Raw genomic sequence first — 11,452 nt, forward strand, 5'->3', positions numbered from 1 at the left:
CTCGATCTTCGGGATGGTTTTTTTAATTTTGGAACATGCAAAAAGAACTATCGTCACTGGTCAGGATCCGCTTCAGCGACTGCGATCCGATCGGTCATCTGAACAATGTGAAATATTTGGAGTATATGCTCAATGCCAGAGAGGATCATGTGGAAAGCGGTTACGGCTTCACTTATGAGGAATATACCCGCAAAACGGGTTGCACCTGGATCACAGTTCAGAATGAGATCGCTTACCTGCGCGAAGTTCGCTACAATGCCCGGGTTCTGATCACCAGCAAAACAATTGAAGTCGGCGACACACTGTCGAAGGTGGAAATTCTAATGACCAGTCCCGATGGCAAAATAATTCACAGTGTTTTGTGGCTCACGGTGCTGTATTTTGATATGAAAACCCGCCGCGCAGCCAAGCATCCGGATGATACCAAGGAGTTGTTTCAGCGCTTTCTGGTCAATATGGATGAAAAAGACTTTGCAAGCCGGGTTCAGTCGTGCAGAAAATTTAATAAAGCAGCCCTGAAATGATAAAAAAAATACTTGTAACCGGCGCCAATGGCCAACTTGGGAACTGCTTCCGAAAGATCGCGCCCGATTTCGAAAACAGATATGAATTTATATTCGCAGATTCCGACCTATTGGATATCACAGATTTCGAAAAAGTGCTCGATTTTTTTGAGGACTATAAACCGCATTACTGCATCAACGCATCAGCTTACACTGCTGTAGATCTTGCAGAGTCGGAACCTGAAAAAGCGTTTAGCGTCAATGCGGGCGGTGCTGCCAATCTAGCGCAGGCTTGCGCTGAACAAAAAGCCACGCTGATTCATATTTCAACGGATTATGTATTCGAAGGTGACACTAATATTTCGTATGACGAAGACGATTTTACTGCGCCGCAGGGAGTGTATGGTGCATCGAAACTCAAAGGCGAGGAGCTGGCATTTGAGGAAAATCCGAAGACAGTCATTTTACGCACCTCGTGGCTTTATTCGGAATTCAACAAAAACTTTGTGAAAACCATGCTGCAATTATTTACTGTAAAGGATGAAATGGGAATTGTTGCAGACCAGTTCGGCCAGCCGACAAATGCCAATGACCTTGCAGAAGCGGTAATGAGAATTATAGAAGCCGAGCCGAAAACTTACGGCATTTTCCACTTTTCCAATTATCCCGAAACGACATGGTTCGATTTTGCTGAAAAAATAGCTGAGCTTGCAGCCTCAGAAATAAAGTTAAAGCCGATAACCACGGCTGAGTTTCCCACTGCAGCAAAGCGCCCGCAACGCAGCACAATGGCTCTGGATAAAATTGAAAAGGTATACGGTATCGAACCTAAATACTGGGAAAATTCCCTCGAAGAATGTATTGAAATCCTACAGAAACAATGATCAGATACTTTTTTACCTTCCTGTTTTTCAGTTCTTTTGCTTTTGCACAAAATGTGATCTTAAACAAAGTCGTAAAAACGCACCCCAATACCGACCGTTTCCTGTATAAGATATCGCCGGAGGATACGGCAGCCGAATATCTGGGAGAAATCGAAGTTCAGGGATATTCCGATGATGATGTTAAAGTCTTCGGGATGATCTATAAAAAAGCCAAAGAAGTCGGTGCAAATGCCTTTGCTTTCAAACCCTTTGAATCGCTGGAAGGAGGAAATCAGAAGTTTGATCCCGCCCATTATAGACTCGCGCTTTATTATTTGGAGCCCACCGCTTTTCCCGCTGAAAATAATATGGTTTATTTGATTTCGTCGCCCTACAAAAAGCAGAATATCGCGGTGAACAAAGCGACATTGCTGTTCCCGCCACGCAGTTTTACCAAGAGAAAACTTTCCGACGGCGAAATCCTTACAGTTTCAACTAAAAAGCTTTTGGGCTCTACCATTCAGCTATCCGGCCAGAAAGACCAGCCGGCGCAGTATTTTCAGATTTCCGGATTTTCAGTCAATTCAAATCCCTACGGCTCGGCAGGAATAAATTTAAAGTCCGGCGACATCATCCGCGTCGAGCAGTCATTTGGCCAGTTTCTCACCACGATTTATCAGGAAATTAAATAAGGAGCTGAGTTTACTAAAAAATTATTTTTCTCTTTTTCCTGTTAATGGTACCGGCTGAATAGTTTTCAGGATTTCATGTTCCGCTTTCCTTTAAAGTATTTAATCGTCCGCTCAAAATTTGGCGGTTTCGTATCTTTGCATCATGAAAACAGATATCTTAGCAATTGGCGCACATCCCGATGATGTAGAACTTGGATGCGGCGGAACTTTAGCCAAACTCATCAGTGAAGGTAAAAAAGTAGCCGTGGTTGATCTTACACAGGGTGAACTGGGTACGCGGGGGACAAACCTGACCAGAGCCGAAGAAGCAGCTCACGCCGCAGAACTTCTCGGATTTTCAGCACGCGAAAATCTGAAAATGAAAGATGGTTTTTTGCTTAACAGCGGAGATTACCAAATGCAGATCGTGAAAATGATCCGGAAATACAAACCCGAAATTGTACTTGCCAATGCGATCGATGATCGCCATCCTGATCATGCAAAGGCGGCGAAACTCGTTTCCGATGCCTGTTTTCTCTCCGGACTTGTTAAGATAGAAACAGAGCTCGACGGCGAAATTCAACAGCCGTGGCGGCCAAAGCACATTTTTCATTATATCCAGTGGCGGAATATTGAACCGGATTTCGTGATCGATATTTCGGATTTTATGGATCAGAAGATTGAGGCATGCCTGGCGTATAAAACACAGTTTTATGATCCAAAGTCAACCGAACCGATGACGCCCATCGCGACCAAAGATTTCCTCGAAAGCCTGACTTACAGAGCTCAGGATCTCGGCCGGCTTTCCGGCGTGGCCTTTGCAGAGGGCTTTACGACAGAAAAGCTGCTTGCTTTCAAAAATTTTGAGGGAATAATTTTGTAATATTTGTAAAAATACTATATTTGCACACCCAAACGGTGATTGTAGCTCAGTTGGTTAGAGCGCCGGATTGTGGTTCCGGAGGTCGGGGGTTCGAGACCCCTCATTCACCCACGTAAAACGCATTGATCTTCAATGCGTTTTTTTTGTTTTGCTGCGTGACCTTGGGGAAGATCTTAAAGCCATTAATAAAAAAACACCCGTTTGGGTGCTGATTGATTTTACAGTTCTTCTTCTGATTCTATGGTGAAAGACCGTGTTTTATAATCTTTGTCGTGCCGCTCAGAAATTACATCTGCACCTTTTTGGCTGATGATGAAATCGGTAGAGTCCTTAAACATGTCTTCAAAGTTTTTGAAATCCTCTTTGTAAAGATAAATTTTGTGTTTCTCGAAAGTAGCATCACCGTTTTCGCCATAATTTTTTTTGCTCTCGGTAATGGTGAGATAGTAATCGCCGGCTTTGGTTTCGCGCACATCAAAAAAATAGGTTCGGCGGCCTGCCTTCAGAACTTTTGTAAAAATTTCGTTTTCGTTCCTTTGATTATAATCATTCATGTCCTTTCAATTTGTGAATCTATATCACAAATATAAAAGATTTCTTTTAACTGCAAAATTTTTTTTAACTTTTTGTTAAGAAAACAGAATTATAACTGCATAATCTGCACCTAAGCCGGCAAAGGATTGTCTATTTTGGTGAGATTCAGGATTTTATCTGCACGTTTGGCGCTGCTGGCTCGATGGGTAATGATGATTGAACTTGATTTCTGAATATCATTTTCAATATTCCGAAGTATGTTTTCTTCGGTTTCCGTATCCAGAGCAGAGAGTGAATCATCAAAGATCAGAATCTTCGGCTGTTTGATGAGCGCGCGCGCGATACAGATCCTTTGTTTCTGGCCACCGGAAAGCATCACGCCGCGTTCGCCCACAAGGGTTTTGTATTTTTCCTTGAAGCCCACGATATTTTTGTGGACATCTGCTTTCTTCGCATATTCTTCAACAAGTTCCGGTGTCGGATGGTCAACGCCAAAACCAATATTATTTTCAATGGTATCTGAAAACAGAAAACTTTCCTGCGGGATATAGCCGATATGCCGGCGGTAGTTTTCCAGATTGTGTTCTTTTAGATTTTTTCCGTCCACAAGAATTTCGCCTTCCGTAGGATCGATCAAACGGCACAGCAGGAGCGCGATGGTAGATTTTCCGCTACCTGTCTTACCGACAATTGCCAGTGATTTTCCCGCTTCTATTTTAAAACTTAAATTATCGAGCGCCCTGATTCCGGTGTTCGGGTAAGTATACGACACGTTTCTGAACTCAATATCTCCTTTGATGGGATAAACTTCATGGTTTATATTAATGATGTCAGTTTTCATATCCAGGAATTCATTGATCCTGGACATTGATGCTTCAGCCCTTTGATTTACAGAGGTCACCCAACCGACCATTGAGAAAGGGAAAATCAGAATATTGATATACAGAAAGAAATCAGCGATCTTGCCTACGCTCAGCTCGTTGTTCATATATTTCTGGCCACCGATCAGGAGAATCACCACATTCAGCAGGCCAATGACGAAAAGAATGATGGTAAAAAAGTAGGCTTCGGTCTTCGCCAGATCCAGAGCTTTGTCCTGGTAATCCTTGACTTTATTCGAATAGTTATTTTCGATGTATTTTTCTTTGGCAAAAAATTTTACCACGCGGATTCCGGAGAAACTGTCCTGTACGAAAGTGGAGATCGCAGACTGGCTTTTCTGCATGATCTTTGATTTTTTGTTGATAACCGAGCTCACATGATAGATCACAAATGACAGAATGGGCAGCGGAACGAGCGACCATACAGTCATTGAAATATCGGTCTTCAGCATATAAATGCTGGTAATGATCAGCAGTACGAGCAGGTTTACAATATACATTACACCGGGTCCCAGATACATTCTTACAGCGACCACGTCTTCACTCAGCCTGTTCATCAGGTCGCCGATCGTGGTTTTTTTAAAATCTGTGAGCGAAAGTTCCTGGTAGTGTTCGTAAATTTTATTTTTAAGTTCATACTCGATCCTGCGCGACGAAACTATGATCGTCTGCCGCATCATGAAAGAAAAGAAACCGGTGAGCAGCGATGAGATCACTATAATCCCGACATACACCAAAACCTGCCTGTTGAATCCGAGGCCGGTGTTTTTCGAAATCTCATCAATGGACCGCCCCACGAACTGAACTTTGTAAATACTGAAAAAGTTGCTCGCAATGATGAACAAAAAACCCCAGAAAAGCAGGATTCTGTGTTTCCAGAAATAAGGATTTAATGTTTTGAGTGCATTCATTTTATTGTGCAGGCACGCGCTTTTAAGATAGGCAATGCAAGGATGCAAAAGTAATAAATTGAAAATTGAATTGCAGAATTGCGGTGATACGATGGCGTCATAATGCGGAAGCGTTTCTAAAAAAATGCTATCTTTGCAGCCACAAAAAGTTCTTTGAAATGTTAGGAAGAAGACAAATTCGCGAAAAGGTTGTAGAATCACTCTATTCTTATTCCCAAAACCCTTTAAAATTCGAAGTTTTAGAGAAAAATATGTTCTCTGAAATCGAGAAAATCTATCACCTTTATATTTATCAGCTCAACTTCCTCGTGGCTCTGAAAGCATTGGCGGAAAAACAGATTGAAATTGGTAAAGGCAAATACATCAAGACAGACGACAATACCAACCCAAACCAAAAATTCATCAACAACCAGGTGCTGAAAAAACTGGAGGAAAATACCGAGCGGCTTTCCTTTACTTCGAAACATCAGGAATTGAAATGGGATCTGCACGATGAACTACTTGTAAAGACTTTTCAAAGAATGACTGCCGGGAAACGGTATCAGGATTTTATGAAGGTCGATACCTATTCTTTCGAAGAAGACCAGAAATTTATCGGTAAACTTTTCTTAAGATATATCGCGGAAAACGATGATTTTCATGAACATGTGGAAGAAAAGGAAATGAGCTGGGCTGATGATTTTCACATTTCCAACTCAATGCTTCAGAAAACCATCGGTTTTCTGAAAGAAGATGAGCCGAGTCATACTTTGATCAAGATGATTAAAGGCGAGGAAGACCGGGAATTTGCCCATAAACTTTTGCAGCAGGTTCTTACCCATTGGGAGGAGACTGAGGAAAAGCTGAGTGGCCGCCTGGAGAACTGGGATATGGAACGTATCTCACTGCTCGACAAGATCATTCTGATTACCGCGATTTCCGAACTCGATTATTTTCCGCTCACGCCGGGTAGGGTTATCATCAATGAATATATCGAGATTTCAAAGGTTTTTTCAACCGACCGTTCCAACATTTTCATTAACGGAATTTTAGACAAATACACCAAAGACATCAATAGAAATTAATAGAAAGTTTATGAAAAATTTAGTAAAAATTCTTCCGCTTGCAGTAGTGCTGAGTTTGGCTTCCTGTAAAAAAAACCAGCAGGCTGATCAGTTGGTCGTAACCGAAGATTCCGCCACTGCGGTTCAGGCACCTGCAGTAGAATCTCAGGATGCCATGTTAAAGGAGGCCCAAAGCAACCCGCTTACCACAGTTGCCCTGTCGGAAGCAGCTTTTGAATTCGGTAAAATTAAAAAAGGAGAACACAAAGAACATACTTACGAGATCACGAATACCGGACAGAATCCTTTGATCATTTCGCAGGTGAAACCCGGCTGTGGCTGCACGGTACCGGATTATACCAAGGACCCGATCTTGCCGGGACAAAAAGGAAAAATAACCCTTAAGTTCGATTCTTCAAATTTCGACGGTCTTGTAAATAAGCAGGCAGAAATTTACGCCAATGTAGAAAAAGCACCGATGGTAATCACTTTTTCAGCGGACATTCAGCCTTAATAACCAATTTAAACTAAAGAGATGATTACAATATTTTTACAGGCAGCAGGCGGACCGGAAGGTTCTATGATGCCAACTATGCTGATGATGGGCCTTATGTTTGTCGGATTTTATTTTCTGATGATCCGCCCGCAGATGAAAAAATCGAAGCAGGAAAAAAGTTTTCAGGAAACTTTGAAAGTGGGGAGCCGCGTGGTTACCACTTCGGGAATGCACGGACGTATTTCCCAGATCCAGGACGATGGCGTGGTGATCGAAACCCTTTCCGGTAAACTGAAATTCGAAAAGGCAGCCATATCCCGGGAGTTTACGCAGCAGCGTTTCCCCGACAGCGCGCCCGATGACAAGAAATAACTTCAGGCCATATTTTAAGAGCAACCTTTCGCAGGTTGCTTTTTTGTTTTAACTGAAGATCAGTATGAGCAAGCTCGCCACAAAAATCCGGAAAATGGTCACTAAAGGATAAACCTGCGCATAACTTTGTATCGGAATATCGGAATCCAAAAAGTTTGTACTGAAAGAAAGTGCGGCCGGATCTGTATAACTTCCGCTCATAATGCCGGCAAGCTGCAGAAAATTGATCTTCATAAAGAACCGGCCTACTATAACCATCGCGATCAAAGGAATAAATGTTATCGCGGACCCGTAAAGCAACCACATCCAGCCGTTATACTGCACAAAATTATCGTAGAAACCATCGCCGGCGTGAATTCCCACAGCGGCAAAAAACAGACAGATACCAAAATCCTTCATAAAATATATAGCACCCGTGTTGATGTAGGAATGGATGAAAGAAATGCCACCGTAACGCGAAATCAAAAGCGCCACAATCAACGGGCCGGCTGCAAACCCCAGCTTGATCGGAACCGGCAGGCTTGGAATGGCGATTGGTATGGAGCCCAGAATTACACCCAGGAACAGACCACCAAACAGCGACAGAAAATCCGGTTCCAAAAGTTTTTTTTCGGAATTGCCAATGAGCTTTTCCACTTCTTTAATGGCTTCTTCCGAGCCGATTACGCGGATTTTGTCACCATAGAAGAGTTCCAGCGACGGTCGCGGCAGAATTTCCCGGCCGGCACGGAACACACGTGTTACCTTCAGATCATAGGTGTTGAACAGATCGAGTTCTGACAGGTTTTTGTGAATAACCTTTGCATTGGTAACGAAAATATTTTTTCTGCGGATATCGGATTCAGATTCTATAAAAAGGTCGGTAGAAGGTCTGCCGACGAGCGCTGTAAAATCATTCACATCTTTTTCCTGGCCTACCAGCATCAGCACATCGCGGTCCTGAAGTTCAGTATCTAAGGTTGGCGATTTCACGGCAACACTGCCGCTGTGTTTCAGACGGGAAACCACGATGTCCCGGCCAAATGTTTTCAGCGTTTGGTGCAGTGTCTTTCCTACCAATTCCGGGTTTGTAACGCGCATTTTCTGATGTACCAGCGGCAGTTCCATGGCGATCTTTGCCTTGCGGAATTTTTTCATCTCTTCCTCAGGCTTTATTTTTAAAAGCAACTTGGTTACGATGATCGTTCCTATAATACCAAAAACACCCAGCGGATAAGTAATCGCGTAACCTATTGCAGGATCGTTGAACATTCTGTCGGGGAATGAGTTTTTGATTTCTTCTATCGTGTTCTTGGCGGCGCCCAGACCTGGTGTATTGGTTACAGAACCGCTCATTATCCCCACCAGGTCTTCAATCTTCAAACCCGTTAGTTTAAAAAGGATAATTGCGATCACGCCGCCAAACAACACACTGGATACGGCCAGGATGTTAAACTTCAAACCTTCATTGCGGAAGGAGGAAAAGAACGATGGACCGACCTGCAAACCAATGCCATACACAAAAAGTATCAGGCCGAAATCCCGTACAAAATCCAGGATCCCTCCCTCGATGCGGTAACCGAGATGCCCCAAAAACAAACCGGTGAACATGACTGCAGATACGCCGAAGGTTATTTTCCCCAACTTCAGCCTGCCGATAAAAACACCGGTACCGATTGCGAGCATCAGCGCCACGATAGAGTGGGTTACGGTAGGGTTTTCTACAGGAAACAAAAGAACTTTTAACCAATCGAACATGTGATAACTTTTATACAAAATTAGGCCTAAAATGTCTGAAGATCCACGTTTTGACCGTGAGTTAAATCACTTTCGGTATTGGGCCTGTGTCTATTTTTGCAGAAGCTTGTAACCGATGGCACAGTTCAGGCAGTTTTTCCGCAGGCAGAAATTTTTATAATGGAAAAGCATAGCCTGGCTTTCGAGGGCGTTTTCGATCTTCATTCCCAGCTGCAGCCATCCCTGTAAAACTGTGTTTTTTTCCGCGGGGATACTTCGGTAGAAATCCACGATCTCATCATGAATATTTTCATCCGAATGTTTTTGATAGGTGTATTTAAGCGGCAAAATGGCATTCACAAGAAGAAGGTCAATAAAATCACCTGTCAAAAACTTTTCGCCGGTGACTGACGATATCTTTCCAAAGTTGAACCGTGAATCCCAGTAAGTTCCGGCTTTTACAGTCCGAAAAATGCGGTACATCTCTTCAGTGTTTTTTGCAGCCATCACCTGTGAGAAAAGGTTTTGATTGAAGTGATAGAGCGCCGCAAACTGGGCGAGCCTTACGGTCGGGAAATTCGGTGGCCGTAACTTCGAGAATTTAGGTGTGAAACGCAGTGGAGTAATTGAATATTTTGCCTGAAGAAAATCGAACTCCCGCTTCCAGACCTTCGTATCGTCGTCTAACGGCTTTTCAAGCCAGCCGCTCACCCCGAAGAAAAGCGCTTCCAGTTGCGTCAGGTTTTGGCGGATTTTATTAACGACAGAAAAATCCAGACTTTCTGCCAACTGTTGGAAGATCTGAGCGTTCACCTTTAAGCCAAAAGCATAGGCAAGATTCTGAAAAAGTACCGCTTCGTAATTATTTTTATTTCTTCTTAAAGATTCTTCGATTTCAATTGATTTCTCATCGAGTTTCTTTAGCAGTGTCTCTTCCAGAAAGCCAAACGAAACTTTTTCTGGCGAGAAAAGCGACGAGCAGGGAATGAATTGGTTTTCTTTGAGAAAGGATTCATACTTCCCCAGAAGTTTCTCATCAATATAATCCTTGAGCTCCAGAGTCGGAATGTTTTTCTCTGTAAAATCGCTGATTTCTACATCATGAATATAAACAGCATGAAGGATGAGATTTTCAAACTCGGGATTGCCGGCGTGTTGGTGAAAGATCCAGTCGGACGACTTCACATGAAGTTCGATATTTCCAGCCAGCACGAGCTCTCCGATTTTAATTTTTGCAAACAGAAAGTCCGGTCCGGAATCGAAGTTCCATTTACCAAAATCCAAAATCTCGATTTCATTTCCCGCCACATCCTTAAAGTCAAAACTCTTAAAAATTTTGAAATTCCAAAGGTATTGCAGCAGTTTTTCGTTCATTTCCGGGACTGTGCTACACAGCTGTTAAAAGGGATTACGTTTAATGCAAAGCCGGTTGCTTGAAGGTGGCCAGGGTGTGTTCATACATTTTTTCGTACAGCGGCAGAATGTTTTTCAGATCAAAGCGCATGGCCTGTTCTTTTGCATTTTTTTTCATTTGAGCCAGCAGTACGTCGTCGCTCAGCAGTTTGATGGTGTAGTTGCTCATCGCTTCTACATTTCCGATCTCTGCAAGATACCCTGTTTCACCCTGAATATTGACTTCGGGGATTCCGCCGGCGTTGGAACTGATCACCGGCGTTTCGGCGGCCATCGCTTCGAGCGCAGCCAGTCCAAAACTTTCCTGCTCCGAGGGCAGAAGAAAAACATCGGAGAGCTGCAGGATTTTATAAAGGTCGTTCACTTTCCCCAAAAGGCGGATTTTGTTGATCAGATGCGGTTGTTCTTCCAAAAACTGGTTCACCTTCTCCATGTCGGGACCTTCGCCGATAATAATAAGCATGCAGTTGATCTTTTTCTGCACATTTTTAAATATTTCCAAAACTTCTTCCACCCTTTTTACCGGCCGCAGATTGGACACGTGAATCAGGATTTTCTGATCGGGTTTGGCAAACTGATTGCGCTGGCAATAGGTTTTGTTTTCGAATTCGGTATTATCAATAAAATTGGTGATCACTTCAATTTCTTTCTTAATGTGGAAAAGCTGCAGCGTATCTTTCTTAAGACTTTCCGAAACCGAAGTAATGGTATCTGACTGGTTGATCGAGAATTCTACAGCGTGTTTGTAACTGGGGTGCTGGCCAACCAAAGTAATATCGGTCCCGTGCAGTGTGGTTACAAGCGGCACATCTTTGCCTTCCTCCTTAAGCATCTGTTTCGCCGTGAAGGCTGCGTAGGCATAAGGTATCGCGTAATGCGCGTGCAGCAAATCGAGTTTATACAAATTTACAATCCGGTAAATCATCGACGAAAGTGCGATATCATACGGTTGATACTGAAAAAGCGGATAAGTCTGTAAGTTTACTTTGTGAAAAAAAATATTGGGGTTGGTGATATCCAGTCTTGCCGGCAGCGCAGAGCTGATGAAATGCACTTCGTAACCTTTATTGGCGAGTGACATGCCAAGTTCTGTCGCAACAATGCCGCTTCCGCCGTAAGTTGGGTAACAGAGTATTCCTATTTTCATGAATGTTGAATTTTAAAAA

The 11,452-nt window shown here is 43.1% G+C and carries 12 protein-coding genes and 1 tRNA gene; 8 read left to right on the forward strand and 5 right to left on the reverse strand.

The features are described from left to right. Window positions 1-35 precede the first annotated feature (35 nt). The 5 genes from H562_RS0102235 to H562_RS0102255 all read left to right on the forward strand — a co-directional run bounded on the left by H562_RS0102235 (window position 36) and on the right by H562_RS0102255 (window position 3,030). Entirely contained in the window at window positions 36-524 is a 489-nt protein-coding gene (locus H562_RS0102235; RefSeq protein WP_027376021.1) for an acyl-CoA thioesterase, read from the forward strand. Further along, on the forward strand, window positions 524-1,387 hold the full coding sequence (gene rfbD / locus H562_RS0102240) for a dTDP-4-dehydrorhamnose reductase (protein ID WP_027376022.1): 864 nt from the start codon (window positions 524-526) through the stop codon (window positions 1,385-1,387). Before H562_RS0102235 ends, rfbD begins: the two co-directional genes overlap by 1 nt. After that, window positions 1,384-2,058, forward strand: coding sequence for a hypothetical protein (locus H562_RS0102245; RefSeq protein WP_027376023.1), 675 nt, complete (start codon window positions 1,384-1,386; stop codon window positions 2,056-2,058). Before rfbD ends, H562_RS0102245 begins: the two co-directional genes overlap by 4 nt. 142 nt (window positions 2,059-2,200) lie before the next feature. Continuing rightward, the gene (gene bshB1, locus H562_RS0102250; protein WP_027376024.1) at window positions 2,201-2,920 is read left to right on the forward strand and encodes a bacillithiol biosynthesis deacetylase BshB1; all 720 of its coding nucleotides are present in this window, start codon (window positions 2,201-2,203) and stop codon (window positions 2,918-2,920) included. Window positions 2,921-2,954: 34 nt separating this feature from the next. Then, a tRNA-His gene (locus H562_RS0102255) sits at window positions 2,955-3,030 on the forward strand. A gap of 108 nt (window positions 3,031-3,138) precedes the next feature. On the opposite strand, the gene H562_RS0102260 is transcribed toward H562_RS0102255, so the two are convergent. Together H562_RS0102260 and H562_RS0102265 are read right to left on the reverse strand one after the other, a co-directional pair. Beyond that, a complete protein-coding gene (locus H562_RS0102260; RefSeq protein WP_027376025.1) occupies window positions 3,139-3,474 on the reverse strand; it encodes a DUF3276 family protein in 336 nt (111 codons plus the stop codon). Between the two features lie 110 nt (window positions 3,475-3,584). Further along, on the reverse strand, window positions 3,585-5,246 hold the full coding sequence (locus H562_RS0102265; RefSeq protein WP_027376026.1) for an ABC transporter ATP-binding protein: 1,662 nt from the start codon (window positions 5,244-5,246) through the stop codon (window positions 3,585-3,587). A 158-nt stretch (window positions 5,247-5,404) separates the two neighbouring features. On the opposite strand from H562_RS0102265, the gene nusB reads away from it, so the two are divergent. From nusB to yajC, 3 genes are read left to right on the forward strand one after another with little or no spacing between them, the layout of a single operon-like run. Then, complete coding sequence (gene nusB, locus H562_RS0102270; protein ID WP_027376027.1) at window positions 5,405-6,310, forward strand: transcription antitermination factor NusB; 906 nt, start codon at window positions 5,405-5,407, stop codon at window positions 6,308-6,310. Window positions 6,311-6,320: 10 nt separating this feature from the next. After that, window positions 6,321-6,803: a DUF1573 domain-containing protein gene (locus tag H562_RS0102275; protein WP_027376028.1), complete on the forward strand. Its 483-nt coding sequence runs from the start codon at window positions 6,321-6,323 to the stop codon at window positions 6,801-6,803. A 21-nt stretch (window positions 6,804-6,824) separates the two neighbouring features. Then, on the forward strand, window positions 6,825-7,157 hold the full coding sequence (gene yajC, locus H562_RS0102280; RefSeq protein WP_027376029.1) for a preprotein translocase subunit YajC: 333 nt from the start codon (window positions 6,825-6,827) through the stop codon (window positions 7,155-7,157). Window positions 7,158-7,205: 48 nt separating this feature from the next. Here yajC and H562_RS0102285 read toward each other — a convergent pair whose 3' ends face one another. From H562_RS0102285 to bshA, 3 genes are all read right to left on the reverse strand, one after another. Continuing rightward, entirely contained in the window at window positions 7,206-8,894 is a 1,689-nt protein-coding gene (locus H562_RS0102285; RefSeq protein WP_034690439.1) for a putative transporter, read from the reverse strand. A gap of 90 nt (window positions 8,895-8,984) precedes the next feature. Beyond that, window positions 8,985-10,247: a DUF2851 family protein gene (locus H562_RS0102290; RefSeq protein WP_027376031.1), complete on the reverse strand. Its 1,263-nt coding sequence runs from the start codon at window positions 10,245-10,247 to the stop codon at window positions 8,985-8,987. Window positions 10,248-10,287: 40 nt separating this feature from the next. Then, entirely contained in the window at window positions 10,288-11,433 is a 1,146-nt protein-coding gene (bshA, locus tag H562_RS0102295) for an N-acetyl-alpha-D-glucosaminyl L-malate synthase BshA (protein ID WP_027376032.1), read from the reverse strand. Window positions 11,434-11,452: the final 19 nt, after the last annotated feature.

Source organism: Kaistella palustris DSM 21579 (genome assembly GCF_000422265.1).
In the GTDB taxonomy this organism is placed as follows: domain Bacteria; phylum Bacteroidota; class Bacteroidia; order Flavobacteriales; family Weeksellaceae; genus Kaistella; species Kaistella palustris.